Below are 25,792 nucleotides of genomic sequence, written 5' to 3'. Positions count from 1 at the left end.
CGCAGGAAAGCGAAGCGCCTGGAACGGAAATCAACAGCCTCGATTACACGCTAAATAAAAAAACTGCAGACAAGCTCTTTTTTCATCGAGTTTGTCTACAGTCTGGAATCCGCAGATTAAGCATCCGCGGATTTTTTTGTCCCATTTGATTTGTGCATTTTAAAAAATGTTCTTTGCAATATGATATATGTCACTTATTTGAAAAGCTCATGCTGATAAACTTAAAGTAATTAATAACGATTCTCACTGGCATGTGATTTTCAGTTAACGAAGGAGAGATCAGAATGGAAAACAAAGTTATTGAACTTGATGTAAGAAAGGATTTAAAAAATAAATTGGAGCCATTTCAAAAAATCATGTCGGCGATAGCTGAACTCGATATCGATGATGTTTTTATCCTTCATGCTCCGTTTAAACCCGTCCCTCTCTTTGGAGTATTAAAAGCTAAAGGGTTTGAATATGAAGCTGAAGAAATTGAAAAGAAGCATTGGAAAGTGATCTTTACTAAGAGAGGTGCGTCAAAATGAAACTGGATAACCGAGGGCTGGAACCGCCTCAGCCGATGATGAGAACTCTGGCAGCTCTTGAAGATCTGCCAGAGGGAGAAACCTTATCCATTATAAATGACAGGAGGCCCATGTTTCTTTATGAACAGCTGGACGAAATGGGCTGCAGGCATGTAACTGCCGAACAGGAAGACGGAAGCTTTTTAATAGAAATAACAAAATAAGCAGGTGATCGCATTGCTGGCCAATACAAAAAATGAGACCAATATCAAACTTCCTTTTTCATTTATACTTTTCAGCTTGCTCTGCTTAATAGGATCTATGGCGCTCATTCTTTTTCAAGGGGAATCCATGATTAACAGTCAATTTCGTATACCCGCCATTTGGTCAGCGGCTCATTTGTTTATATTGGGCTGGGCGCTGATGACAGCAATGGGAGCTATGTATCAGCTCGTTCCGGTGGCCTTTCTTACCCCTATATGGAATGAAAGATTTGGATTTATACAATTTACTGTAACCGCCTTTGGGATATTATATTTCGCGCATAGTTTATTTTATAATCCGGCGGGTGCAATGCTGCCCGGGCTCATTACATTAACAGGCATCTTAATGTTTCTGCTGCAAATGTTCATGACTTTAAGGCAGCAGGCAAAGCCCAATGTACTGACTCTTTTCGTAGGAACTGCATTGATTAGCCTGCTGTCTGCAATTCTATTGGGAATCCTTATGGTCTTCAGCATGAAAACCGGATTTATTTCCGGCCATTATCAGGCAGTTTTTAAAAGCCACATACTGCTTGGAACAGCAGGCTGGTTTACCCTTCTGATTTTTGGATTTTCCTATAAAATGGTTCCCATGTTTTCCTTGTCCCACGGATACAGCATGAAGCCTGCCAAATATGTGTTTATGGTTTATGCTATTGGGCTGGCAGCTGCTCTGATCTCTTTTTTCACCAAGAATAATTCGCTTTTAACTATAGCTTTAATGATCCTGGCTGGCGGATTTGCATTCTTCACCTGGCACATGCTGCAAATCCTGCAGAAAAGAGTAAAGAAAAAGCTTGATTATTCATTCCGATTTGCTCTTCTCGCTATACCTGCAGGGCTTTCAATCCACCTTGGAGCATTCATAAACTCACTAATCGGAAACTTTCAAAATACAGTGGGATATCTCGTGTTTGCATACCTCATGCTCTGGGTAGCCTTGAGCATTCTCGGTTATCTGTTTAAAATAGTGCCATTCTTGTGGTGGACCTGGAAATACAGCAAAGAGATCGGCAAACGGAGTGTGCCTTCTCTCAAAGATATGATGAATGACAAGGCATCCATTCCGGTTCTTTCCGCCTTCATTCTTGGTATCCTTGGTGCGACAGTCTCCATTGCCTATGAACAGCCCGCCCTGTTCCTAACCGGCCAGATTTTAACTGTTGGTGCAAGCATTGTGTTCTGTTATTTGATTATTACTGTTATAAAACAATAGGGGGAATTAACATGAATCGAAAAGAAATAGTCCTCAGCAATCTAAAAAGAGTTATGGATCCCGAATTGAATATAAACGTGGTTGATTTGGGCCTTATTTATGATATTAATATTCCAGAGGATGACAAAGCGGTTATTACCATGACTTTGACAACACCTGGATGCCCGCTGCATGACAGCATAGTCAGTGGAGTTAAATATTGCATAGAAGATCTTGAGCTGTTTTCAGATGTAGAGGTTAACCTTGTCTGGGAGCCTGCCTGGACTCCTGCTCGTATGACACCGGAAGCAAATCAGCTGTTGAGAGGTTAAAAGAAAGGCAGCGCCCTCTTGGGCACTGCCTTCGTTCAGCTTATTACGGATGGCTCTGCAGGCAGAACCCTTTTTATCATTTCGCGCACTTCAGGATTTTCATTTTTATTCATCAGAATATGAACGGTCCCTTTGTCTTCATGTGTTCTAATTAATCTCCCAATCCCCTGCCTTAACCGCAGAATCATATATGGCAGATCAACCTCTTTGAAAGGATTGGCCGAACCTTCCCTTTTCGCTGTAAAGACCGGATCGTGTGGAGGAAATGGCAGGCCATAAATAAGCACATTCTCCAGGGATCTCCCAGGTATATCAAGACCTTCCCATAAATGGACAGAGCAGAGTACTGAATGCTCATCATTTTGGAAATTTGATACGAGGCTGCTTATCTCTGCATCCCCTTCAAAAAAGAGCGGTACACTTATTTTCCCTGAAGCAAAGGCTTTGAATTCTGCCAGCTCAGAAGAACTGTTGAATAATACTAAAGCACGTCCTTCGGTTGCCTTAACTTGTTCGAGAATGTATTCCATTTTCGCTGTGCATGACTCCTCTGCAAATTCCGGCATGCGAATGACCATATTTTCTTCATAGTCGAACGGGGACTCAACAGTAAAGGATAAATAATCGTCTACTCCCAGGCTTTTTGCCATATAATCAAAGGATTTATTCTCAGACAATGTTGCTGAAGAGAAAACAAAAGGCTTCTTCTGGGAAAATACTTCTTCCCTCATAATATCTTCTACCATTCTTGGCATGATAACCAAGGTTCTTTCCCCATTATTCTCTTCAAACCAAGTTATTCCTTTTAATTCCTTAAGGAACAGTGAAAGTGAGTATGCGATTTGCTCAAGATATTCTTCAACAATTTTTAAGTCATATTCATTAATCACGTACATTTCGCTTTCAAATACTAATTCTTCCTCAAGTGTATTGATCAAGTCCTGCAGTTTACGGCCTTCTCTCATTACATCTGCAGTTTTTTCAATCGTTTTCTTGTCAGAACCAGTGTCACCCGAAGCAGACATGGACAATGTCAGAAAGAAATGCTCATTCTGGTAAATAGCATCTTCAATGATATTTAACGTTTTTTCACGCACATCATTCGCCATAAGCCTTGTTAAGAGGGATTCCAGAATCTGCTCGGAAAAACGATATGTCAGAGCCTTTTGGGATGCATATTCCAGCAGATGGCCTTCATCAAAAACCACACAAGAACTCTCAGGAAGCAATGGCAGCTGCCCTTCCCGTTTTCTCGATTCCTTTGTCCAGATATGTTCCATGTAAAAATCGTGTGAACAAATGATCAAGTCTTTTGCGCTGCGGTAATATTCCCTATGGAGAGTTTGACCGCAGCGGTGACGCTTCTCACAAGTGAAACAGTCCTGGATTGAATCCCAAGAGACATTGGTCCAATGCTCATCCGGCAATTCAGGGTAATCTTTCCGGTCACCATATCTTTCAAACTTTTGCATGGATGAGCCTGTTTGAACAAAATCCGGAAGATCATCAAAAATGCGATTATAGTGATCATGAGCATCATTTGCTACGAGCTTGTCCAGCTTGTTTAGGCATAAATACTGATCGCGTGATTTTGCCAGTCTGACATCAATATTTAACCCTAATGCTTTTTCCAGCTTGGCAATATCACCTTCTTTTTTCACAAGCTGCTCGATTAAAGTCTCATCCGCACAGGCGATAATAGCAGGTTTATTTATGTACCTTGCATAACTGATTGCATATAAGAGGTAAACAATCGTTTTCCCAGTCCCTACACCTGCCTCAGCAAAAATAACACTTTTATCTTTAAATGCTTTCTCCAGCTGAAAAGCCATAAATATTTGCTCATCCCGAATTTCAAATCCTGCTTCAGGCAATATATCGTAAAAAACATCTCCGATCCACTCACTTAGCTTTTCATAAAAAGATTCGCTCTTGGATACGGCAAAAGGCATCCGGTTCGACATGCTACCCCTCCGTAATTAAAAAGTTAAAGCGCCTAAAAACCAGACGCTCCTGAATTCAGTTCTATCATTATTTCATATATTAGGTGTTAATAATCAAATGAACATCATATAATTTTATCTCAAATACAGTAACTGTCAAGATATAACGCCAAACCTGTTGTTTTCGCCTATCAATGTTGTCCGTTGATTTCCGCTCCAGGATGCTCAGCGAACCGCGGGACTTTGAATAAGCTTCCTTGAGTAAACACCGCACGAAGAAAATGCGAATGCATTTTCGAGGATCTCGCACCTTGAGCCCCAATCAACTCAGTAAATAATATAAAAAATGCAACAAACCTTGAGAAAACAGCCTTATCAAAAAAACAGGGGTGCTTTAAGGCAGCCCCCTGCTCATTATAAACGACTAGTTGAAACGTGACATAGAAAATGACAATGCCTGCTGAAGTTCGTCCTGTGCGTTTTTAAGACTCTCCAGTGCCTCTGCTGATGGATCACCGTCTCCGTGAATTGCTTCAAGTGTTCCATTCAGCGCCTGGGAAATTTTATGGAAATCGATGCTGGAATGTTTCATTGCCACCCCTCCTGAAAAAAGAATCAGATAGATATATTCTATACAGTCTCAGGAGGTTTTATGCTTTTGCTGCTAATTATTTCTCGGCGGTCTTTTGCCCCAGTACTGATAATAGTCTGTACGAATAAAACCATTGAAGAGCTTGCGTTTTTTAGTTGCTTTTCTTCCATAGTGATTCTCAAATTCCTCGTCTGATGTCAGGATATAAATGGACCACGTGTCAAGAGGAGCAAAGGCATTTCCCATCTCTGCATACATTCGCTGTACCGCAGCCTTCTCACCAAGGCGCTCCCCATATGGAGGATTCCCGACAATGACACCATATTCCTTAGCAGTCGTAAAATCACGCACTTGCATTTGTTTGAAGTTGATCAAATCACCCAGTCCAGCTTCGAAAGCATTTTCTTCGGCAATCTTAACCATCCTGTGATCAATGTCAGCACCTGTTATATCGAGTGGCTGATCATAGTTTGCCAGGTCTTCAGCTTCATTTCTTGCATCTTCCCAAACTTTTTCAGGAATCCAGGACCATCCTTCCGAAATGAATTCACGATTAAAACCGGGTGCAATATTCTGGCCGATTAATGCTGCTTCTATCGGGATAGTCCCGGATCCGCAGAAGGGATCAGCAAATGGCTTATCAGGGTTCCAATTTGTCAGCATAACCAATGCAGCTGCAAGTGTTTCCTTCAGCGGGGCCTCCCCCTGCCCTGCACGATATCCCCGTTTATGGAGGCCGCTTCCGCTGGCATCGATGGTCAGAAGGGCTACATCCTTATGAAGAGCGACTTCTATTTTAAATAGGGGCCCATTTTCTTCAAGCCAGCCTGTCTTATTATACTTTGTTCTCATGCGTTCCACGATTGCTTTCTTGACAATCGCCTGACAGTCGGAAACAGAAAAAAGCTTGGACTTCACAGATTTACCTGATACTGGGAATTCGGCGTTTTCTGGCATATACCTTTCCCAGGGCAGCGCTTTAGTTTTTTCAAAAAGCTCGTCAAAGCTAGTTGCTTTGAATTCTCCTACTTTAATGCGAACCCGATCTGCTGTTCTCAGCCATAAATTAGACCGGACAATTGCAGCTTCATCACCTTTAAAGGTTATTCTGCCGTTTTCAACTTCACATTCATATCCAAGATCGCGCACTTCTTTTGCAGCAAGTGCCTCAAGGCCCATGGCCGTAGTGGCGATTAAATCGTATTTAGACATATTTATTTTCACCCTAACCTAATTCTTATTTCTATTATGTATACCCTAACTGGATCAACAAATAAAGTATATCTGTTTATAGGATTACCCGCAATGAATGCCTAAGTTATCATTATTATATACCAGCCTGCAGCAAAGTAAAAAAGCTCTCCCAAAAAGGAGAGCTTGAATTTATAACACTCATACTGTCTCACTAATAACGTTCTGTAAGCCATGTTTTGTACCGTAGTACTGCAAGCGACAAATGTCTCGTACTCAGGTGGCAATCATCTATCTACAGGCATCTGCCTGTCCTTCCCGTTGTTCATTTCCTCAGGGAAAGTGCCCCTACCATCATTTGGGTTTCTCGCTCGCGGGGTTTACCTCGTTCCACCCTTTTCATTTCTGAAAAGGCTACGTCACTGTGGCACTTTCAAGGTATTCATGCCATATCCCGAAGGACTTAGGCATTTTCCCTGCCGTCAGCCGGAGACAGCTCCGACTGCCCTAGCTTATGAATTCGCTAGGCACGAACACTACAGGCATCTCAGCCTGTGCGAGCATGGACTTTCCTCTACAATATAAGATATATTGCAGCGATTACCCGAACGCTATTAATGATCACAAAGAATATTATATGTAATCTGTGATGGAATAGCAATGGTTTTAAATTGGAAAGTCCGATAAATACTGTCAATCATACAATTTACTGCCAAAAACGTGTTTTTCCAGATTTGATAATCTTTTTAGGATGTCAAAATTGGTTGTTCCAGCAGTTTGTGCTGCCGGTCTGCGTGAAGCTTCCTCAACCTGTTTTTTCAGCTTCATATTTTCCAGCTGCAGATCTTCAATTTCCTGATGGAATGCCTCGTAGTCTTTAATGACCAAATCTAAAAACTTATCGACATCTTCAGGCTTGTAGCCTCTCATGGCTGTCTTAAACTCTTTTTCCAAAATATCTTTTGCAGTTAATTTAATTTTATCGGATAGCATGACACTCACCTCAGTATATCGGCAATCATAATTAATACTATTTTTCCAGAGATATGTACATTTGTCAATTTATCTGAGCATTATTCAAATGTGTCTCTCTGAGAGAATTGTTCTTCTTCTACAATCAATTGTAAATCATAAAAGGTGATTAGTCTAATATCATATTCATTTTCTTCCTGATATTTTTTTGCGGTTTCATACAGATACTTAGGGCTTCCCTCTTTTTCCATATCATAAAACAGCAGCAGAACATCACTTTTACTGATCAAAAAATGATTTTTTAATCTGAACTGCTGCGGACTTTCATATGGTTTTTTTGTGACTGAATCAACAAAATCTGCCTGAGCCAATATAGATTCATACCATTCTTTGTTGGCATCATTCCAGGAAGCTTCCTGATCTAAAAAGGGAGTAATGACTGCAAGCTTCAGGTCTTCGTATCCTTCAAGCTGAAGATTATAAACAACTTCAGCTGCCCAAAGTTCTGCACCAAGCTGCCCGCTGATGATTACCCATTCCAGACCGTCATCCATCAAAGAAAGCAGGCTTTTTCTGATTGCGGTTTTGATATAGCCGACAGCAGGGTTATCATTTTTAAATATCCCTACTTCAAAAGGCTTGTACCCTGAAATAACTGCTACTTTTGTCAATTGCAAAACTCCTTAAAGAAATCTGGCAGGGAATAGCCAGTTATATAAATAAAACAAGGGCATAAAGCCCTTGTTTATTATCTGCCTGAAAAGCCAGGCCCTTGTTTTGGACCCATTCCTGTTGATGCTCCAGCTACGCCAGTTCCAGGTCCGCCATATCCTGGTCCCATTCCCATTCCTGGTCCCATTCCCATTCCTGGTCCCATCCCCATACCTGGGCTATATGCACCTGCCACGCCAGGTCTTGGTCCCATATTCACATTTGATTGTGTAACCTGGTTAACATTTGACTGCGTTTGCGGGAAAGAGTGCTGATTCTCATAGTTAATGTGGTTTACATGAGTATGATGTGTAGGATGAATGTGCGGAACCACAATGTTCTGGAACGAATGAGTTACACAGCACTTTGTCGGATGAACAACAGCAGGCATAACCTGCGAAGGTCTCGGTCTGCAATACATGTAAAGATCCCCTTTCGAAATTGTTTTTACATTAACAACCTATGTTAGAAAGAGTAATCTTGTACTAATGAAAACACCTATTTTATAGGTACTAGCCTTAGAGCATACTGTAGAAACTGTCTTTTAAATTGGAGAAAACGATTGCAGTAGTGAAAATTACAAGGAAGAATAAAAATAAGATTGCTTTATACATCTTTTACCAGCCTCACTATATAAAATTCCTAAAAAAGTACCACACAAGTTATAATTTTAACTGTTAGAAGAAGTACATACAACTAGGAAATAGTGGATTTTTTTGTCTGGTATATTAAAATTATGTTACAAGGAGATATTAGCTTGATTAAATTTTCGTTCAAGCCGTACAATTCGCCGGTGCACATCTTCCTGTTTTATTTTCAGTTTTTCTATTCCGTTATCTGCTTCCAGCAGGTTTAACGCTTTATTTGAATAGATTATAGCCTGGCTAATATCCTTTATTCGATGCTCGTAGATCTTGGCCAGTTCAATGCAAGATATTACCTTCATATTGGTCAAACCTTTTTCAGCAATATCCTTCCATAATTTTGCTGCCTCTTCCCAATTTTTATGTTTCTTATGCTCAAAAGCTAATGCAAACCTGGCATTCAAAGCTTCAGATGACTCTCCTGCAGATATTTTATTGAAGGCACTTGCTGCCTGTGAAGATTCACCCAGTGTGGAAAGCCACCTTCCCACTTCATAAACCTCACGGGATGTCTGTCTTTCATCCAGCTGCAGAATCTGGAAAGAAAGATGTGTATACAGGCTTATCAGGGATAGGATATCAATTTCATTATGCTTTATGATTCCCAGCATGCCTTCAGGATCTTTTCTTTCAATAAAATCAAAATAAATCATTGGTGCCAGAAACCCTGGAATATCATCTTTTCTTTCAATCCCCAGAACATCTTTCTCCACTGCAGCAAGCTTTATTCTTTCAAGCTTGTGCTTCCACATTCTTCTAGCAGCATGATATAAATCAAAATGTCCAAACGGCGGCAGTTTTGGAACATGCTCCCTTAACAGGGTATGTCTCGTTTTAACCTGCGGCCAGTCGAAAGCTTTCCCGTTATATGTGACCATTGTTGAATAATCAATGCTTTCCAAAAAACTTTTATATAAAGCTATCTCAGCACCCGGCTGAGGGAGAATATGCTGTTTCAGCTTTATTTTGCTTCCCTGCAGGCTGGCTTGGCCAAGAAGGAAGATAGTATTGCCAGTCCCTCCGCCCAATCCGGTTGTCTCTGTATCAAAAAAGAAAAGATTTTCCGGCCCGTGACCGGATGCAGACAGCGGATGTCTCAGGCCGGAAGAATTCCAGGCATCCACCGCTGCTGTAAACTGTCCAAAAGTATAGATTCCATGCTTGTAATCAAGGCTGTATTCTTTTTCCCTTACAAGACAGTAAGAGTCTTCAAAGTAATACGGATAAACACCTTCTTTAGTCCATACTTCTTTAAAAGGAACATCGGCCTTATTCTCATGTTTTGGGACGGATGAAGGCTGTTTATCGTTATCTGTCCCAAGATGGCCCTTAAGCCTGTTCAGCTTGTTTTTAATGGACAATTCTATCACCTGCGCTATTAACGCCATTTTTAAAAGAGCCGAGAATCCTGAGTACGTCTTTTTTGGCCGTTTCTGATGAGGTATCTGTTCCTATGCAGGAAGGACAGCCATGGTCACATGCACATCTGCTGACCATTTCCATCGTTTCGTGCATGATATGTTCGATTCCCCCGAAAATTTTCTCACTTAACCCTACACCGCCAGGATACCTGTCATAGAAAAAGATTGTCGGCTTTTCATTATGGGCAGCTTTCACTTGCGGGACAACATGAACGTCCTGAGGATCGCACATAACAAATAACGGCACAATATGCTTAAGGGCATGTGCTGTTCCAATGAGTCCCTGTTCAAGCCGGTCCTGTTTATAATTCAAGGATTCCCGGTTAAACGAAAGCCAGGTTGAGCTTGTATGGAGCTCTTCTTCAGGAAGTGTTATTGGACCGGATCCGATATTTTCATGTGTTTCAAACTTAACTTTTTTAAATATTGTTGCCATTGCTACAACACTGACATCCCCATAGCCAATATCTCCAATGGATGACGACCTGATTTTATCCTGCTCAAGCACTTTGAGCTCTACTGCCAGATTAGCATCGGTAAAATAGTCCACATCCACTTCCCGGACAAATGCCTTCTTCTCTTCCCAATCAAGCATTTCCACCTGAAACTGGGTTCCCTGATGAAGATAGATTGCCTCATCGTGGAGAAGGGTCATAGCGGAAAAGCGGTCCATTTCACCAATTACTTTTACATTCGCAATATCTGACTGATCAATTATGATAACATTCTCCTGTGATGCTGAACGAAGACTGATGTTGTGGGCAGGAAATGAATCTTTCATCCAATAAAATTTGTCTCCGTTCTGATGAAGCACCCTCTCCTCCGCCAGATATTCCAATACCTCTTCGGTTTCAAAAGTGCCAAAACGTTCCCCGGCATTGAAAGGGAGCTCATAGGCTGCACATTTGATATGATCAACCAGAATAATAAGGTTATCCGGGTTTATTCTGGCTGTTTCAGGACTTTTATTAAAAAAGTAATCAGGATTTTGAATAACATATTGATCCAGCGGACTGGAGCTTGCCACCATAATGACAAGCGATTCACCATGCCTTCTGCCTGCACGTCCAGCCTGCTGCCATGAGCTGGCAATGGTACCGGGATATCCGGTCATGACACAAACCTGCAGCTGTCCGATATCCACTCCCAGTTCAAGGGCATTTGTGCTGACAACTCCATAGATCTCCCCTGAACGCAGTCCTTTTTCAATTTCCCGTCTCTGGGTTGGCAAATAACCGCCTCTATAACCCCGAATAGCTTTAGGCCCCAGTTTATGTTTGACAAGCTCCTGGAGGTAAGTCAGCAGGATTTCGACTCTGACCCTGCTTCTTGCAAATACAATGGTCTGGATTTTATTTTTCAGAAGTTCTCCTGCGAGCTTTCTCGCTTCGAGAGTTGCACTTCTTCTGATATTCAGCGGTTTATTGACGATTGGAGGATTATAAAATACAAAATGTTTCTTCCCGCTTGGAGCTCCGTTATTATCCACGAGTTTCATCGGCTTTTCAGTAAGCTTTTCTGCCAGCTCCAGAGGATTGGCTATTGTTGCAGATGTACAGATAAAAATGGGGTCGCTGCCATAAAAACGGCAAATGCGTCTAAGGCGGCGAATAACATTTGCTACATGACTGCCAAATACCCCTCTGTAAATATGAAGTTCATCTATGACCACATACTTTAAATTTTCAAACAAGGATACCCACTTTGTATGATGAGGCAATATTGCCGAGTGAAGCATGTCCGGATTTGTAATAACCACATGCCCGGCCCTGCGAACTTTTTGCCGAATGTTTGCCGGTGTATCCCCGTCATATGTATAGGAATTTATATCCAATCCGGACTCCTGGATGATTTCATTGATTTCGCTTTTTTGGTCCTGAGCCAATGCTTTTGTGGGAAACATATAAAGCGCCCTTGCATCCGGATCATTTACGATCGTCTGCAGGACTGGAAGGTTGTAGCAAAGCGTTTTTCCAGAAGCCGTTGGAGTAACAGCTACCAGACTGTCCCCATTCATGGCTGTCTGATAAGATGTTTTCTGATGTGTATAAAGCCTTGAAATGCCCCTTTTTTGCAGTGCATCCTTTAAGGATGGATGAATGTTTTCCGGAAGGCTCGCAGTTTTAGCCTCTTTTTCTTCTATTGTGTGCCAATGGACAATATTCTCTTTATATTGCTGTTCAGATATAAGCTGTTTCATGATTTCAGGCAAATTTTTTCGCACTTTCATCTATTTCACCTCATCTTCCTATTCTATCGAATAAACGTTCGTTCTAACAGAGCAAACTCTTAATTTCTATTAACTTTTTATGGAAAAATTTCTATTAAGCCTTTAAGTCTTTACTCTTTCAGATTCAAAGAAAAATTGACTGAAAGTTCTAAATATAAGAGAATGTAATATATCCATTTTTTCTCAAATGAGGTGAAGTCATGCTGCAAAGCATTTTAAAATCAACAGGTGTATTTATGTTAATTGTCATTGGATTTATCCTGATTCTTTTTCTTCCAAGAGAAAAGGAAGTAACCTTTTTATCGGCCTTTCATATTGAAGCAGATTACCCCTTCAGCTTTGAACTATATCTGGAAAGAATAGAAGATTTCACTGGCCATATCTTAACTGAAAAAGGATTAGGGGAAGCCCGCACCGGACGCCCCGTTAGTGAAGAAGCTGGAATATTCGTTGCGCGCAGCTTAAAAATTGTTCTGCCTGCTTTCATTGTCAGCATGCTTCTTGGCACATTAATGGGTGCTGTCCAATTTTACCGGAGAACAAAATTCACCGGGAAGCTGCAGAATTTTCTTTCCTGGATGTTTTCTTCCATACCCGATTTTTTTCTGTTTATTGCCATTCAGTATCTATTCATTCTGATGATGCAGCATGGACTTCCGCACTTTAAGCTATATGGACATGAAAATTGGTATAGCTTTTTATTGCCGCTCATTTCATTATCCCTATTTCCATTTCTGCACATGTCCCGTTTTACATCGGCTGCTCTTGAAAATGAAATGGGCGAAGAGTATGTGCGCACAGCATATGCAAAAGGGCTTGGCGACTTTAAAGCACTTCTTCACATGCTCTGGAATTGCTGGTCCCCCATTATGAACCAGGCGCAGCTGGTGATGCTCTATATCCTATCCAGTCTCCCAATCATTGAAAAGCTGGCAGGCTATAATGGGGCAGGCAAGGAACTTCTATTCAGCATATCATCTAATGATGAAATGAAGGCACTGTCCCTGATGCTTCCCTTCCTCTTCATCATGTTTTTAACAATTATCCTTTCACAGACAGCAAAAATATGGCTCGTCCAAAAGGAAAGGGTGTGAGGGAAATGCGATTTTTATCTTGGATCAAGAAACATGCTTTATTTTGCTTAGGAACCTTTTTGCTGCTGCTATTGCTGGCAATCACGTTTGCCGGACCATATCTTCCTTTTGTTGACCGTGAGCTAACAACGATTACATACATCCTAAATGAGGATAAGAAGCCAGTTATACCGCCTTATCCGCCATCAGAGGATTACATATTCGGCACTGACAAAAGCGGAAGGGATTTGCTAAGCCTGATTATCCTGGGGGCAAGAGAAACCATTTTGCTTGTTGCCTGTATAACTGTCCTTCGGTATGTACTGGCCATTCCGCTCTCCTTTCTTGCACACAAAAAATGGCTGGGTACACACCTTTTGCTTAAATGGCTGAATGGACTGCTGTCATATATTCCAACCATCATCATCGTCATGCTTCTTGCCATGCTTCCGCCATTTTTGCTGAGTGAATACCGCCCCTTATTCCTGCTCCTTATTATTGCTCTGGCAGAAATGCCCCGTGCTGCTGAAATGATAAAGCTGGAATTCGATCAGATTTCATCTAAAGAGTATATATATGGAGGGATTGCTGCCGGAGCATCACCTTACAGGCTTTTCAGAATATACTATCTTCCTCTTCTATATAGTAAGCTTCTTGTTTATATGGTTACTGATCTTGGAAAAGTCATGTTTCTGCTTGGTCAATTAGGGTTTGTCGGCATTTTTATTTCGCAGGATTTTGTTCAATCCATGACAGGAGATTGGCAATTGGTCAATAATTCGATTTCTTGGCCAATGATGATGATTAAAGCCTTTGAGGATATAAGAGGCCCAATTTGGATTCCTTTTTTCTCGGCATTTGCCATGACCTATGCTATCTTAACCTTCAATATATTCGCGGAGGGATTAAAATCATTTTTCACCAGGAAGGTCCGATATATTTAGATATCACAGCCGGGATTATTAAAATAAGCTTTTCTTAATATAAACGTTATTAATGTTTTTTGTTACAATAAGCTTAATAGGACAGAAGCAAGAGGTGGATTATGAAAGCAGAAGAAATTAAGGCAGTTCTCTCCCAGTTCTCTCTTTTTAAAGAGCTGAACAGCGAAGAACTGGATAAAGTAGTTGAGATATCCATATCACGGGAATGGAAAAAAGGAAGTCATGTTTTTCTGCAGGACGACCCGCTGGATAATGTTTATTTTATTAACAACGGCAGAGTTAAGATTTATAGAAGTGATATTAATGGAAAAGAACAGATAGTTGCCATCCTGGCAAAAGGCGAGATGTTCCCTCACGTGGGATTCTTCAGAAAAGGCGGGTACCCGGCTTATTCCGAGGTGCTGGAAAATGCTCAGCTCGTAGTTGTGCCTATTTCGCAATTTGAAAAGGTGCTTATTGAAAATCCGGAGTTATGTATTAAGGTGTTTAAAGTCCTTGGCGAAAAGATTGTCGACCTGCAGGAGCGCCTGGAATCGCAAATTTTAAACAATACTTATGAGCAAATCATTAAATTGCTTATCCGGCTAGCCAAAATGCATGGAAAAAAGCTTGAAAACGGCAGCTTTGTTCTAAAAGGGGACTTTACCAATAAAGACCTTGCCAATATGATCGGCACCACAAGGGAAACGGTCAGCAGGACTCTAACCAAAATGAAAAAAGAAATGTTAATTGAAACAGACCAGGATGGACATTTAATCATAAACCCTGATCAGCTATTAGAGACAATGTTTTAAAACCGCACTAGATGCGGTTTTTTCTTTTTCCTGATTAACCAACAGGAACATCCACCCAATAGGCGGCATACGATATGTTGAAAAATCCTGTTTGAGAGGGGATGGATGGATATGGAGGATCCAAAGAAAAAGGATCGAAACGAACCATTTGGGGATTTGATGAGATCAATGAATCAGCTTTTCCATGAAAAACCTGGCAGAGGATTTCTGCAGACAATGGATGATTTCTTTAAAAACCCCTTCCCGGCTTCTTCTTCCTTCCATGTTGATGTTGCTGAAACTGAAAAGGAACACATCATTAGTGCGGAACTTCCGGGAATAAATAAAGAGCAAATACAGATTGATATCCTGGATAATTATATAACCATTTCAGTTAAATCCTCTGAGATGATAACGGAAGAAGATGAAAAAAACAAAATTTTCCGCAGGCAGCAAAGCATGCAGCGTTCCAGCCGGACAATTCCGCTTCCACAGCCAGTTAATGAAAAGAAAGTAAAAGCGGTTTACCAAAATGGCCTTTTGCAAATTACAGTACCTAAGCAGCAGGGAAAAAGAATCCTGATCGATGAGAACTGATTCTGACTGCAATCCTGCTTTTATAAAGTCTGGTTAAACAAAAACAAGCAGTATCATGCCTGCTTGTTTTTGTTTGGGTTATCTAAGCTGGTCTTAACTGTTCAGTTTAGATGTATCAATCCAATTATTGAAATAGCCGGTCGGAACACTGAAATAATCCTTTGTGAAGGATATAAACTCCTTCGTATCGACCTCTTTATAGCGGAATTTCTGATAATAATCGGACAGGAACTGCATCCCCACATCCTTAGGAGTCTCCCCTTTCAAGGTATACTTTTCCTGAATCATTTGTAAAATCTCCAGTGCAGGCTGGCCATAAATATATCCTGTATGCTTTACCTCATTAACCGGCACATTTGAATATTGCCTGCCTAAACCAGCTTCCTCGATTGCCTCCATCCGATAATGGGAGATGCCAAATGCCTGCTGTTCAGCTTGATTTTGTCCTGCATAGAAGTACATAGAGGTGGCAAATTCAGTGATTCCTTCATCAATCCACGCATTGTTGTATGGGTCATTAGCTACTGCTCCATAAAAATACTGATGAGCAATTTCATGGACAATAGAAATATCATAAAACCTTTTATCATCAATATAAGGATTTATAGTGACTATACCGGGATATTCCATGAATTGCCCTTCATCCAAAACAATATCAAGCTGCTCATGCGGGTAATCTCCAATTTTATTCTGATAGAAAGATAGTGCTTTTTTAGCCAGTGTTAACGATGCTTCCGGGTTTTTGTCATGATTACCTTTTGAAAATAGTCTGACCTTTACACCGTCTTGCGCTTCCGTTTCATACACTTTCATATCCTTCATGACTGCAATGAAGAAATCCCTGACCCTTTTGGCTTTAACTGTCCCCTCATTTTTTCCTTTTGCCGGATCTATTTCTGCTGTGGAAGCCAGGGAATAGCCTTCAGGCAGCTTATAGGAAACTTTGAAATCTGAGAAGCCTGTATGAAATGTTTCCAGCCCCTCCATATAAGGCTCTTTGTTCCATTTGCCTTTTTGATAGACTGCAGCCATTGGGTACCATTGAGCAAGATAATAATTTGTACCTACATTTGAAAAACGGCTGCCTCCCTCTGGGACTGTAAATCCATATTGGATCTCCACCTCATGTCTGCTTTTATCTTTCATTTCAGGTTTTAAGTTTATTGTCAGCGTATCACCATCCAGCTTAAAAGAAGCTTTTTGCCCATTCACTGTCACTTTTTCGATCTTCGCTTCAGACGATCCTTCAACAGAATCAAATGAATGTCCCTCTTTAAAAACGTTCGGAATGAAATAAAAGACAAGCTCATTCCAGTTATTATCTGATTGGTTTTTCAACTGAATATTTGCATTAGCAGTGAAATAGCCTTCACCGTTCATTTCCAGATCAATTTTATAATCCGCCTTACTGCCGCTTTGGACACCTGTTTTTGAATCCTTTGCAGCCACAACATAGACACCTGCACCTGCAAAAGCAATCACTAATGCAGCGAAGCCTGCTTTAGGGCCGGAGAATGACCAGAAATTCTTTTTTCTGCTATATTGTTTTCTGGAAGGCTGTATTAATGGCTCATGCCCGGTCTTAATCCAGGGAGTACGCTGATAGTTTGATTGAAAGCGGTTCTTCAGTCCATTTGCCAGCAGACTGAAAGACACAGTTGCAAGCAAAAGGACCGCTAATGGTGCAATTAATATATGGGTATTGCCATAAATATTTAATCTTGCCTGACCAACCAATCCCGCCAGCTCCTTTGTTGCTGACAGGTAGATTATGGGGTCATATCTCATAATGGTTCCGCCGACAAAGATATTTAAAAGTGCCAGCTGGCCCATAAGGGCGATGACGTACACAATTTCAAGTATAAACATTACAAGGAACGTTTCCTTTAACTGGGGAAAAATATGCTTCCAGATCAGACGGTGTTTTCCGGCCCCCAGGGCTTTTGCAGCTTCAACATATACAGACTTATATAACTGTGCGGTTTTAAGCCTTACAGAAGATACAATGCTTGGAATGCTGATGACTGACGCAATGACAATAAAATAGGCAATTAACACATTTTGCTTAAGAGTACTGTTGAAACTTATTGGTGCAAGGAAAAAATACAGGATCAGAAACAGAGGTACATAGCTCCATGCATTTTCGAAAGCAATCAGCCAGCCTGGCGTCCTTCTCAAGGTGCCCGCATACAAACCGATGATTGTTCCAAATGCCATTTTTATAACTGTCACAGCAGCTGCAATAAAAACAGTGTATCTTAATCCATATAAAATCATGGATAAAATATCATAGCCCCATTTATCAGTACCCAGCGGATAGGAGGATGATTCAAAAGGCTCCAGTGGCGGTGCCAGAACCTTCCCGTTTGTATATTGTGTTTCTAAAATCGAAGTTAATGAATGCGGTGCAAGAATAGGCCCGAATATGCTAAGAAAAAGCAAGCCGGTAACCATAACAATTCCGATAATTAAGGAGTAATTTATTTTTAGCAGCTTATTCATAGATAAAACCCCGTTTAAACAGATAGAATATGAGTCTGTTAGAAATATAGACAATTAAAGAAATCAAAAGCATGGCAAACAAGCCAATTGCGATCGGCTGAACCCCGCTGCTCTGAAAAATAAATTTTGTTATGCCGGAAACATTCATAATATGTTCAATAATAAAGAGATTGCCAATAGCCAGGGAAATCACTTTGACCAGTTCGGATTTGATAAATGGCTCTAAATTTTTGAAGACGTGCTGAAAGTTTATGTAATTTAAGCCCATTCCTTTAGCAACTGCAGTCTTAATGTAGTCCTCCCCGCTTGTCTGATAATATTTGACCGACACGAGCTTAAATAAATATAGTGTCGGGGCAATCGCTGCAAGCACTGTGGGAAACCAGGTGTTAAGGGCTCCTCCATCCGGCCTGAGTGAAATCACTCTGATACCGGTCATTTTATATATTTTAACGGCAAGAATCATAGACATCACTATGATGATAAAGTCAGGTATGGCCGCAAGAATATTCATGAATGCCCCAAAAAGCTTAGTAAGCCTGAAGCGGCTGATAAATACCCCGAAAATCAGACTTATAATTAAGGATGCATTTACAGCAATCAATACGATCAGGAGACTGGTCAAAAAGTTATCAGCAATGTCCCCGGCTATAGGACGTGTCTGCATCCCAAGCTCATAGGTACCAAGGCTGCCCTTGCTTATTTCAGAAATAAAATCTCCATAAATATGCGGCAGACTTTCGAAGCTCCATAGCAGACTCCCGCTCAATGGATCAACAGATATAATTTTTGGCAGAGCTGCTAGAAATAAGATTAATACAAATATAATAAAAATTTGCTGCACAGCACGAACCATAGTACCCCCCCTTTATGACTAAGAGTCATTTTTTATTTTTTCACTTTTACCTAAATTTTGTCAATCTGCAATTAAATTCTCATAGAGAATATTTCCTATATACCTTTAAAAATAGACCGGCTATTCTATTTTTAAATATATTTAATCTTTTTTCAAGTCTGATTTTTTAAAACATAAAAAAAAGGCCTGTGCGGCCATGATCCCTTAAGCTTTAAATATTCCGCCAATTCCTTTAACCATGGATGATACCTGCGTGACTGCAGACATCATCTGGCCTGCTGTGTCCACCATTTTATTGAGATCCAGTGATCCATCCTGGGCTTTAAATGAATTCATAATGCTTTGCACGCCAGATGGCTGTTTTGGAATGAAGGATTGCTTTGGATATGGATTCATGTATGGCATTTGCGGAGCTGCTGGCTTGCTTGGCTGATTTCCATAATAATCTTCAGATTCTAGCGGATTCTGAAAAATACCTGCATTTTTTGATCCTGTATGTGAGTAATATCCGGGATCAAAATTTTGCTGCGGATAGGGCTGGTGCGGAAAACTCTGCGGCATTCCTGTCATTTGCTGCGGCTGCTGGTATTCCATATTAAAAGGCGAATAATAAGGATTATACTGTTCGGCAGCTTGGTTATAATTATGCAATGGCTGCTGCCTCATATAATATTGGCCATTGTTCCCCATATAAAATGGATCAAAGTATACATTTTGATTTAAATGGCCGTATGGCTGTATATGGCTCGTTCTATTCATTACTCGGCCAAACATGGGCAAACATCCTCCCCATTCAATAAGATAAGTATATTAGCGATACTATCAGGCAGTAGCCTTCGTATTATCACCATTACAATATATGAATGATTTGCCCAGAATGTGAAAGGAGTAAAAAATGAGTAAAAAAGGAAGCGCTTTCCGTTTTTGTCTAACTATGATGAAAGATGTCGGAAGTTTGATTTTTTTAAAAACGATGAAAAATAAATTTTCATGTTAGGATATAAAAAACAAATTGTTTCTTGTCCGCTTTTTCATTTACCGGGATGCGGGGAAGAAATTTCTCCGCGAATCTATTCTAGAGGAGGCAATATCATGAATGTTCACGAACTACAAATGAAGTTTCATCAGCTGCGGGAGTATACTCCTGAAAATGTTAATGAATTATTGGATTTTGCTAAAAAGGCCTATATCCATAATGAAATTTCCAGTACAGATTATCGAAATCTCGTTCGTGAGCTCGAAGCTCAAGGAGCGGCCGTTCCAGAAAGCTACAAAGATAATACCCTCCAGGATTCAGTAAATGCATAAGAAATCAATGAAAAAGGGAGCCTGATTCAGGTTCCCTTTTTTTCATCATTTAACAATATTATCAACTGCTTTAACACATACACAGCCGAATTAACATAATTAATGAATCTGGTTCTGCTTGTTTCAGGAAAAAACGCCTGAATGGAAACCATTTCAATATGTTCCGAAGCAGATTCAATCTGCTGTGAATAAAGATTTCGTGGTTTATGAATGCTAACCCACTCCCGAGCTTCTTCTTTCCATCGGTCATTTATGGATTTAACCTCATCAGCAAAAGGTTTGACTTCATTATAAAAATCACCCTTTTCACCTGATTCCTTAACCTTTTTATACCTGCTGTCCGAGATCTCCACATATTCAAGCAGCAGTTCTGTCATTTGCAGCAGGGAATGTTCATTTACCATGGGCTTCATCTCCAAAAATAAAAGTAGCTAGTCAATTTTAGCTACTGAAGGATACTGCTATTCTATTCGACTTAGAAGCCGAGTTCAAGCTTCATACGTGCTGATCTTTTTGCGCTCTCTATACTGTCTGCCTCAGACCTGATTGCCGTCATATCTTCTTCAATCACTTCGAGCCTGCTTTCACAAGCCTCTATTTTTTCTGACTGTTCATAATACCACTCCTGCCGAAGTCCCGACAAATTAGATTCCAGTACATTTTCAAGCTCTTCAAGCTGATCGTATATTTCTGAAAGCATGGCCAGCAATTCATTTTTTTCTACCATTTTTCCCTGCATTCAAAAAACCTCCCGATTTCTTTTTCTCCTTGCCATCTGCCATAAATACAATGAAGGATACAGTGAAAATTTGCTTTGTGCCTACATAAATTCTATCTTCCCTGAAGGTTTCCTCCACGCATGACAAAACTAGAAGTGATTCGCCAAAGAAAGTACTTATTTGCATAGAAGCGGCAAGGTTTCGACAGCCTCCGAAGAATGAAAATTATATCATTGAACAAACTAATGAACGGAGGTGTTATGTTATGGCAAAAAAAGAAAAACAAAATAAAGTTCAGCCAAAAAAGCTGGAAGAAACAAAAGCAGGCTATGGCAATAAGAAGCTTGAAGGTCCTGACCGCCCTTCAACTTAACAGAACAAAAGCGGAAGCGGATTGGCTTCTGATCTCGAGGGGGGCAGGCACTGGGGCTGGATGCAGACACTAAAAAAGCAAGGGAACCCTTGCTTTTTTGTTTGCAGTTTTATTCTGTTAGCAAATTGAGAGAAATATTTTCCCCAGCTTGGCAGCTTTGTGAAGCTGGTCCTGTTTATGCAAATACCATTTTGTAATATGGACGGGATGTTTTAGGACAACCGATTCTGATGTCCATTTACTCTTTATGCGTTTTTTGACAGACCAATCAGTAAATTGATGTATGTGATGAGTGATTATTGGGTATGTACAGCGTAAGAAAGGAGTAGTTCTCCGTTTTCTTCCATTAAAGTATTTCTCATAATCATGCCTTGAACCAGTATGAACCGTGCGTAAAGCAAATTCATACACGTCGTCATAATAACTTGTGTCAAATAATATTTCTGCCAGCCGTTTTCCAAGATCAATTCTTTTGGACACCGAGCGGAAACCATTAACACTCGCCCCGTATAATTCTCCTTTACAAGTAGGGAAGATGACTGAACTAAAATGAAGATAATCCTGAAAGGAAAAAAGCAATGTATGAAAAACTTTATTTTTATAAATAGAGTGCTCCATTACAGGCTCTTGAATAACATTTTGTTCGTTGATAATCAGTGAAATCATTAACCTCTTTTTATTTCTATTTTTCCAGAAATAAAGCCACTCCTTTTCCATAAAGGCCGATACATGAAAAGTTTTTAATAAATGAAACATTGGCCTATTTAGTTTCGTCGAATAATGATAGAGGAGCAGTTGGGGAAATGCATCCTGAAAAATAAGCCAATTAGCCCTTTCATATGTAATATAAAGCATATCCCTGAATTTCTTTCCTATCAATTTAGGAAAACAGTTTCCTTCAAGATCGCACATATTCCAGCCGGCATTACGGGATACCATGGAGGCCAGGAACGCCCAGCGTATTTCAGGATGCTTTTTGTAAATTTGAAAATAAGCTTCCGTTCTCGAGATATTGTCCATGTTATATTTGGCTGTCATTTTCATAATATGATCCTTTATTGCCTGTTCCTTTTTTTCATGTCTATTCAGGAATTTCCCAGAAAGAAACACCGCAATTCACCTCAGAAAATGAATGTTCTATATTTAGGCGTCAGGCAGCATCCGGGTAAAACTGGAAAATACTGCTTAACTGGAGTTTCCTATATACTTTGTTATTTAGAACTTTTTATTCAACCAAATCACGCGTACTTTTGTTATCATAGGGAGTAGCTGAAAATGAGGTGAACGCATGAATTTCCACTATCCTAATGGCAGGAGATATACCCCGCCTGCTAATAGCGCCAAAAAACTGGCTCCAGAGAAGAAATGGACATACAGCAATCGCGGAATGACACTGGAGGAAGATATAAATGAAACCAATGAATTCTATTTGGAACATGGAATAGCCACTATTCATAAAAAGCCCACGCCTGTTCAAATCGTACAGGTCGATTATCCAAAGAGAAGTGCAGCTGTTATTAAAGAAGCTTATTTCAAACAAGCATCAACAACTGATTATAATGGTGTGTATAAAGGCAGATATATTGATTTTGAAGCAAAAGAAACCCAGAACACGACCTCCTTCCCTTTAAAAAATTTTCATGAGCACCAGGTAAAGCACATGGAGAAAGTTTTAGCCCAGAAAGGGATTTGTTTTGTCCTCCTCCGCTTCTCGGCTACCGAAGAAGTTTTCCTGTTAGAGGCACATCATCTGCTCTCATATTGGGAGAGAATGAAGGATGGGGGGAGAAAATCAATCACCAAGGATGAAATTGAAATGAATGGCCATTACATTCCGCTTGGATTTCAGCCCAGAATTGACTATATTAAGATAATAGATTATCTTTATACCCTTAAATAATTAATTTACAGTTCCATTGTCAGAAAGGATGAACATAGATATGACAGAAAAATATCAATCAAGGGAGGAGCGCCGCAAACAGCAATCCAAGCCTAAAAAGAAGGGCAAGAAAAAAGGCACAGGCACTTTTAAACGTATTTTCCTTATTTTAATTGCCCTCGGAATTGCTGGAATGCTCTTAGGAGCAGGCGCTTTTGCTTTTATGGTGAAAGACGCACCAAAGCTTGATGAAAAATTGCTGAAGGATCCCATTTCTTCACAGATTTACGATATGGAGGGCGAATTCATTACAGATGTAGGCTCGGAAAACCGGGATTATGTCGCATATGAAGACATTCCAAAACTTGTGGAAGACGCCTTTTTAGCAACTGAGGATGTCCGCTTTTATAAACATAATGGAATGGACTTAATCCGTTTAGGCGGTGCTGTTATCGCAAATGTTACGCGCGGATTTGGTTCTGAAGGGGCAAGTACGATTACCCAGCAGGTGGTAAAGAACTCCTTCCTGAATAATGAAAAAACGCTTAGCAGGAAAGCCCAGGAAGCCTGGCTTGCCTTCCAGCTTGAACGCAAGTATACAAAACAGGAAATCTTTGAAATGTATGTCAATAAGATTTATATGTCTGAAGGCCATGGCGTTTTAACGGCATCGAAAATTTTCTTCGATAAGGAACTTAGTGAGCTGGAGCTTCATGAGGCCGCCCTTCTAGCCGGCATGCCGCAAAGCCCGAACAATTACAATCCTTTTGATCATCCTGACAAAGCAGAGAAAAGGAGAAATATTGTCCTTTCACTGATGAATCAGCATGGTTTCATTTCAAAAGAAGAAATGGAAGCAGCCCAAAAGGTCCCTGTGGAATCTACTCTTGTGGCTGAAGAAAAAAGAGAAACAAACGAATCAAAATATGATTCTTTCATTGACGTTGTATTAGATGAAGTGGAAGAAAAATATCCAGATTTAAATCCGTATTCTGATGGCCTGAAAATTTATACGACACTGGATCCGAATGCACAGAAGCATGTTGAAAACATACTAAATACGGATGCAGCCGTAGCCTATCCTGATGAAGAGTTCCAGGCGGGAATCACCCTGCTGGATACAAAAACTGGTGAAATCAGAGCAATCGGCGGAGGACGCAATCAGGAAGTAAAACGCGGCTTTAACTTTGCCGTGGATCAAAAAAGACATGCCGGTTCAACCTTTAAACCAATTGTCGATTATGGACCAGCAATTGAATATCTAAAATGGGGCACTTACCATACAATTGTTGATGAACCTCACACATATTCCGGAGGTACAAAAATCAATAACTGGGATGGAAAGCACATGGGTCCTATGTCCATGCGTGAGGCCCTTGCCCGCTCACGCAATATTCCGGCTCTGAAAACACTTCAGGAAGTCGGGACTGATAAAGCATTGGAATTCACCAATAAATTAGGCATTCCAATGAAAGAGATGTATGAGTCCTATTCTATCGGCGCTTATGAGGTTTCTTCTCTTCAGGTAGCCGGTGCATACAGTGCATTTGGAAACAATGGCTTCTATACTGAGCCACATGCCATCAAGCAAATTGAAATGCGTGACGGCACGAAGCTTGATTTGAAACCTGAATCTGAAGTAGTGATGAAGGATTATACAGCATTTATGATCAGTGATATGCTGAAAAGTGTAGTTAAATCTTCTTACGGAACCGGCCGTCTGGCTGATGTTCCAGGATTGCCTGTAGCAGGGAAAACAGGGACTACAAACTATACAGATGAACAGGAACAGGAATTTGGAATACCTCGAGGTGCCGTGCCTGATGCCTGGTTTGCAGGCTATACAACTAACTATACAGCAGCTGTCTGGACCGGCTATCAGGATAGAAAAAATTATATCCCGGCCGGAGATGAGCAAAAAATTGCGCAAAAGCTTTTCAGCAGCTTAATGGCACATGTATCAGAAGGAAAAGAAACCGAAGACTTCAAGGCCCCTAACTCTGTGGAGAAGGTAGCCATTGAAAAAGGCAGCAATCCTGCCAAACTGGCAAGCCAGTACACACCTAAGGAGCAAATCATTTATGAGTACGCTGTGAAAGGCAATGCTCCGACTCAAGTGTCTGAGAAATTTGATAAACTGGACTCCCCTTCTGGCCTGTCAGCGAACTTTGACCAGGAGGCAAATGAGATCACATTATCATGGGATTACCCTGAAGACGCAGAAGGCACTCAATTTGAAGTGACTGTATCCGTTAATGAAGGCGGAGATCAGCAGCTCAGCGTTACTTCAGAAAAAGGCTTAAAAATTGCCAACCCTCAGCCAGGGGCTGTGTATACCTTTAAAGTAACAGCATTTAACGGTGACCAGCAAAGTGATCCTGCGTCTGTAAAAGTAGAAATCCCTGATCCAAGCCTCATCGAAGAAGATGAAACGGAAGGTGAAGGGCAGGATGGAACGGAAGAAGAACAGGAAGGTCAAGACAACCAAAATGGTGAAGGCGACCAGGACGGAGACCAGGATGGCGACGGTTCTGGGAATGGTAATGGTGAAGGTTCTGGAAATGGTAATGGTGAAGGTTCCGGAGATGGCTCTGGAGATGGTGAAGGAGCCGGAAACGGCGACGGTGATGATGAAGGTTCCGGAGAAGGCGATACTGGAACTGGAGAAGGAACGGGAACTGGAGCAGGGACTGGAACTGGCGGTGACACCGGAGGAGCTTCCGGCAACGGATCTGAATCCAATGGCGGCCGTAATTAAATAAAGCTAA

Annotated in this window: 25 protein-coding genes and 1 other RNA gene; 11 read left to right on the top strand and 15 right to left on the bottom strand. The window is 40.7% G+C overall.

Annotated elements, in window-relative coordinates; genetic code table 11:
- Window positions 1-284 precede the first annotated feature (284 nt).
- The 4 genes from ACTHRG_RS21300 to ACTHRG_RS21285 all read left to right on the top strand — a co-directional run bounded on the left by ACTHRG_RS21300 (window position 285) and on the right by ACTHRG_RS21285 (window position 2,296).
- A complete protein-coding gene (locus tag ACTHRG_RS21300; RefSeq protein ID WP_440231917.1) occupies window positions 285-527 on the top strand; it encodes a DUF2249 domain-containing protein in 243 nt (80 codons plus the stop codon).
- Window positions 524-730, top strand: a complete 207-nt coding sequence (locus tag ACTHRG_RS21295; RefSeq protein ID WP_076260609.1) for a DUF2249 domain-containing protein — start codon at window positions 524-526, stop codon at window positions 728-730. Before ACTHRG_RS21300 ends, ACTHRG_RS21295 begins: the two co-directional genes overlap by 4 nt.
- Window positions 731-857: 127 nt before the next feature.
- A complete protein-coding gene (locus ACTHRG_RS21290; protein WP_286149021.1) occupies window positions 858-1,985 on the top strand; it encodes a hypothetical protein in 1,128 nt (375 codons plus the stop codon).
- An 11-nt stretch (window positions 1,986-1,996) separates the two neighbouring features.
- Window positions 1,997-2,296, top strand: a complete 300-nt coding sequence (locus ACTHRG_RS21285) for a metal-sulfur cluster assembly factor (RefSeq protein ID WP_076260599.1) — start codon at window positions 1,997-1,999, stop codon at window positions 2,294-2,296.
- A 35-nt stretch (window positions 2,297-2,331) separates the two neighbouring features.
- On the opposite strand, the gene ACTHRG_RS21280 is transcribed toward ACTHRG_RS21285, so the two are convergent.
- The 9 genes from ACTHRG_RS21280 to ACTHRG_RS21240 form a co-directional block, all read right to left on the bottom strand.
- On the bottom strand, window positions 2,332-4,260 hold the full coding sequence (locus ACTHRG_RS21280; RefSeq protein ID WP_076260597.1) for an ATP-dependent DNA helicase: 1,929 nt from the start codon (window positions 4,258-4,260) through the stop codon (window positions 2,332-2,334).
- Window positions 4,261-4,663: 403 nt separating this feature from the next.
- Window positions 4,664-4,831 carry a hypothetical protein gene (locus tag ACTHRG_RS21275; protein WP_175609136.1) on the bottom strand — a complete coding sequence of 56 codons (168 nt, stop codon included), beginning with the start codon at window positions 4,829-4,831 and terminating at the stop codon, window positions 4,664-4,666.
- 72 nt (window positions 4,832-4,903) lie between these two features.
- Window positions 4,904-6,043 (bottom strand): THUMP domain-containing class I SAM-dependent RNA methyltransferase, encoded by a 1,140-nt coding sequence (locus ACTHRG_RS21270; protein WP_076260594.1) that lies wholly within the window; start codon window positions 6,041-6,043, stop codon window positions 4,904-4,906.
- 202 nt (window positions 6,044-6,245) lie between these two features.
- Window positions 6,246-6,634: RNase P RNA component class B (rnpB, locus tag ACTHRG_RS21265), an RNA gene on the bottom strand.
- 81 nt (window positions 6,635-6,715) lie between these two features.
- A complete protein-coding gene (gene gpsB, locus ACTHRG_RS21260) occupies window positions 6,716-7,015 on the bottom strand; it encodes a cell division regulator GpsB (protein ID WP_048008342.1) in 300 nt (99 codons plus the stop codon).
- An 80-nt stretch (window positions 7,016-7,095) separates the two neighbouring features.
- Complete coding sequence (locus tag ACTHRG_RS21255) at window positions 7,096-7,665, bottom strand: DUF1273 domain-containing protein (protein ID WP_076260591.1); 570 nt, start codon at window positions 7,663-7,665, stop codon at window positions 7,096-7,098.
- A 77-nt stretch (window positions 7,666-7,742) separates the two neighbouring features.
- Window positions 7,743-8,126 carry a CotD family spore coat protein gene (locus ACTHRG_RS21250; protein WP_076260588.1) on the bottom strand — a complete coding sequence of 128 codons (384 nt, stop codon included), beginning with the start codon at window positions 8,124-8,126 and terminating at the stop codon, window positions 7,743-7,745.
- Between the two features lie 318 nt (window positions 8,127-8,444).
- Window positions 8,445-9,710, bottom strand: coding sequence for a ribonuclease H-like domain-containing protein (locus ACTHRG_RS21245; RefSeq protein ID WP_076260585.1), 1,266 nt, complete (start codon window positions 9,708-9,710; stop codon window positions 8,445-8,447).
- Window positions 9,700-12,000 (bottom strand): DEAD/DEAH box helicase, encoded by a 2,301-nt coding sequence (locus ACTHRG_RS21240; RefSeq protein WP_076260583.1) that lies wholly within the window; start codon window positions 11,998-12,000, stop codon window positions 9,700-9,702. Before ACTHRG_RS21240 ends, ACTHRG_RS21245 begins: the two co-directional genes overlap by 11 nt.
- Before the next feature lie 200 nt (window positions 12,001-12,200).
- On the opposite strand from ACTHRG_RS21240, the gene ACTHRG_RS21235 reads away from it, so the two are divergent.
- The 4 genes from ACTHRG_RS21235 (at window position 12,201) to ACTHRG_RS21220 (ending at window position 15,387) form a co-directional block, all read left to right on the top strand.
- Complete coding sequence (locus ACTHRG_RS21235; protein WP_076260581.1) at window positions 12,201-13,094, top strand: ABC transporter permease subunit; 894 nt, start codon at window positions 12,201-12,203, stop codon at window positions 13,092-13,094.
- Between the two features lie 5 nt (window positions 13,095-13,099).
- Entirely contained in the window at window positions 13,100-14,017 is a 918-nt protein-coding gene (locus ACTHRG_RS21230) for an ABC transporter permease subunit (RefSeq protein WP_076260578.1), read from the top strand.
- A gap of 101 nt (window positions 14,018-14,118) precedes the next feature.
- On the top strand, window positions 14,119-14,811 hold the full coding sequence (locus ACTHRG_RS21225) for a Crp/Fnr family transcriptional regulator (RefSeq protein ID WP_076260575.1): 693 nt from the start codon (window positions 14,119-14,121) through the stop codon (window positions 14,809-14,811).
- Between the two features lie 111 nt (window positions 14,812-14,922).
- Complete coding sequence (locus ACTHRG_RS21220; protein WP_048008335.1) at window positions 14,923-15,387, top strand: Hsp20 family protein; 465 nt, start codon at window positions 14,923-14,925, stop codon at window positions 15,385-15,387.
- A 93-nt stretch (window positions 15,388-15,480) separates the two neighbouring features.
- Here the strand turns inward: ACTHRG_RS21220 and ACTHRG_RS21215 are convergent, their stop codons facing one another.
- The 3 genes from ACTHRG_RS21215 to ACTHRG_RS21205 form a co-directional block, all read right to left on the bottom strand.
- The gene (locus ACTHRG_RS21215; protein WP_440231908.1) at window positions 15,481-17,889 is read right to left on the bottom strand and encodes an ABC transporter permease subunit; all 2,409 of its coding nucleotides are present in this window, start codon (window positions 17,887-17,889) and stop codon (window positions 15,481-15,483) included.
- Window positions 17,882-18,745: an ABC transporter permease subunit gene (locus ACTHRG_RS21210; protein ID WP_076260569.1), complete on the bottom strand. Its 864-nt coding sequence runs from the start codon at window positions 18,743-18,745 to the stop codon at window positions 17,882-17,884. The genes ACTHRG_RS21215 and ACTHRG_RS21210 overlap by 8 nt, the downstream gene beginning before the upstream one ends.
- Before the next feature lie 204 nt (window positions 18,746-18,949).
- On the bottom strand, window positions 18,950-19,519 hold the full coding sequence (locus ACTHRG_RS21205) for a YppG family protein (protein ID WP_083675396.1): 570 nt from the start codon (window positions 19,517-19,519) through the stop codon (window positions 18,950-18,952).
- 318 nt (window positions 19,520-19,837) lie between these two features.
- On the opposite strand from ACTHRG_RS21205, the gene ACTHRG_RS21200 reads away from it, so the two are divergent.
- Window positions 19,838-20,053, top strand: a complete 216-nt coding sequence (locus tag ACTHRG_RS21200; RefSeq protein ID WP_061792775.1) for a YppF family protein — start codon at window positions 19,838-19,840, stop codon at window positions 20,051-20,053.
- 26 nt (window positions 20,054-20,079) lie between these two features.
- Here the strand turns inward: ACTHRG_RS21200 and ACTHRG_RS21195 are convergent, their stop codons facing one another.
- The 3 genes from ACTHRG_RS21195 to ACTHRG_RS21185 all read right to left on the bottom strand — a co-directional run bounded on the left by ACTHRG_RS21195 (window position 20,080) and on the right by ACTHRG_RS21185 (window position 22,255).
- Window positions 20,080-20,457 (bottom strand): YppE family protein, encoded by a 378-nt coding sequence (locus ACTHRG_RS21195; RefSeq protein ID WP_076260566.1) that lies wholly within the window; start codon window positions 20,455-20,457, stop codon window positions 20,080-20,082.
- A gap of 71 nt (window positions 20,458-20,528) precedes the next feature.
- Window positions 20,529-20,792 carry a hypothetical protein gene (locus ACTHRG_RS21190; protein WP_440231905.1) on the bottom strand — a complete coding sequence of 88 codons (264 nt, stop codon included), beginning with the start codon at window positions 20,790-20,792 and terminating at the stop codon, window positions 20,529-20,531.
- A 470-nt stretch (window positions 20,793-21,262) separates the two neighbouring features.
- The gene (locus ACTHRG_RS21185; protein WP_440231904.1) at window positions 21,263-22,255 is read right to left on the bottom strand and encodes a DUF2515 domain-containing protein; all 993 of its coding nucleotides are present in this window, start codon (window positions 22,253-22,255) and stop codon (window positions 21,263-21,265) included.
- Window positions 22,256-22,433: 178 nt separating this feature from the next.
- On the opposite strand from ACTHRG_RS21185, the gene recU reads away from it, so the two are divergent.
- Window positions 22,434-23,045, top strand: a complete 612-nt coding sequence (gene recU / locus ACTHRG_RS21180; protein WP_440231903.1) for a Holliday junction resolvase RecU — start codon at window positions 22,434-22,436, stop codon at window positions 23,043-23,045.
- Between the two features lie 40 nt (window positions 23,046-23,085).
- A complete protein-coding gene (locus ACTHRG_RS21175) occupies window positions 23,086-25,782 on the top strand; it encodes a PBP1A family penicillin-binding protein (protein WP_440231902.1) in 2,697 nt (898 codons plus the stop codon).
- The last annotated feature ends 10 nt before the right edge of the window (window positions 25,783-25,792 follow it).

Source organism: Cytobacillus sp. SAFR-174, assembly GCF_051964675.1.
GTDB lineage: Bacteria > Bacillota > Bacilli > Bacillales > Cytobacillaceae > Cytobacillus.
This window is presented reverse-complemented; position numbering and strand designations above follow the sequence as displayed.

What these genes read in the sequence shown, in the direction of transcription:
- ACTHRG_RS21300 (WP_440231917.1), top strand. Translation starts at nt 285, where the DNA reads ATGGAAAACAAAGTTATTGAACTTGATGTAAGAAAGGATTTAAAAAAT.
- ACTHRG_RS21295 (WP_076260609.1), top strand. Translation starts at nt 524, where the DNA reads ATGAAACTGGATAACCGAGGGCTGGAACCGCCTCAGCCGATGATGAGA.
- ACTHRG_RS21290 (WP_286149021.1), top strand. Translation starts at nt 858, where the DNA reads ATGATTAACAGTCAATTTCGTATACCCGCCATTTGGTCAGCGGCTCAT.
- ACTHRG_RS21285 (WP_076260599.1), top strand. Translation starts at nt 1,997, where the DNA reads ATGAATCGAAAAGAAATAGTCCTCAGCAATCTAAAAAGAGTTATGGAT.
- ACTHRG_RS21280 (WP_076260597.1), bottom strand. Translation starts at nt 4,260, where the DNA reads ATGTCGAACCGGATGCCTTTTGCCGTATCCAAGAGCGAATCTTTTTAT.
- ACTHRG_RS21275 (WP_175609136.1), bottom strand. Translation starts at nt 4,831, where the DNA reads ATGAAACATTCCAGCATCGATTTCCATAAAATTTCCCAGGCGCTGAAT.
- ACTHRG_RS21270 (WP_076260594.1), bottom strand. Translation starts at nt 6,043, where the DNA reads ATGTCTAAATACGATTTAATCGCCACTACGGCCATGGGCCTTGAGGCA.
- gpsB (WP_048008342.1), bottom strand. Translation starts at nt 7,015, where the DNA reads ATGCTATCCGATAAAATTAAATTAACTGCAAAAGATATTTTGGAAAAA.
- ACTHRG_RS21250 (WP_076260588.1), bottom strand. Translation starts at nt 8,126, where the DNA reads ATGTATTGCAGACCGAGACCTTCGCAGGTTATGCCTGCTGTTGTTCAT.
- ACTHRG_RS21240 (WP_076260583.1), bottom strand. Translation starts at nt 12,000, where the DNA reads ATGAAAGTGCGAAAAAATTTGCCTGAAATCATGAAACAGCTTATATCT.
- ACTHRG_RS21235 (WP_076260581.1), top strand. Translation starts at nt 12,201, where the DNA reads ATGCTGCAAAGCATTTTAAAATCAACAGGTGTATTTATGTTAATTGTC.
- ACTHRG_RS21230 (WP_076260578.1), top strand. Translation starts at nt 13,100, where the DNA reads ATGCGATTTTTATCTTGGATCAAGAAACATGCTTTATTTTGCTTAGGA.
- ACTHRG_RS21225 (WP_076260575.1), top strand. Translation starts at nt 14,119, where the DNA reads ATGAAAGCAGAAGAAATTAAGGCAGTTCTCTCCCAGTTCTCTCTTTTT.
- ACTHRG_RS21220 (WP_048008335.1), top strand. Translation starts at nt 14,923, where the DNA reads ATGGAGGATCCAAAGAAAAAGGATCGAAACGAACCATTTGGGGATTTG.
- ACTHRG_RS21215 (WP_440231908.1), bottom strand. Translation starts at nt 17,889, where the DNA reads ATGAATAAGCTGCTAAAAATAAATTACTCCTTAATTATCGGAATTGTT.
- ACTHRG_RS21210 (WP_076260569.1), bottom strand. Translation starts at nt 18,745, where the DNA reads ATGGTTCGTGCTGTGCAGCAAATTTTTATTATATTTGTATTAATCTTA.
- ACTHRG_RS21205 (WP_083675396.1), bottom strand. Translation starts at nt 19,519, where the DNA reads ATGTTTGGCCGAGTAATGAATAGAACGAGCCATATACAGCCATACGGC.
- ACTHRG_RS21200 (WP_061792775.1), top strand. Translation starts at nt 19,838, where the DNA reads ATGAATGTTCACGAACTACAAATGAAGTTTCATCAGCTGCGGGAGTAT.
- ACTHRG_RS21195 (WP_076260566.1), bottom strand. Translation starts at nt 20,457, where the DNA reads ATGGTAAATGAACATTCCCTGCTGCAAATGACAGAACTGCTGCTTGAA.
- ACTHRG_RS21190 (WP_440231905.1), bottom strand. Translation starts at nt 20,792, where the DNA reads ATGCAGGGAAAAATGGTAGAAAAAAATGAATTGCTGGCCATGCTTTCA.
- recU (WP_440231903.1), top strand. Translation starts at nt 22,434, where the DNA reads ATGAATTTCCACTATCCTAATGGCAGGAGATATACCCCGCCTGCTAAT.
- ACTHRG_RS21175 (WP_440231902.1), top strand. Translation starts at nt 23,086, where the DNA reads ATGACAGAAAAATATCAATCAAGGGAGGAGCGCCGCAAACAGCAATCC.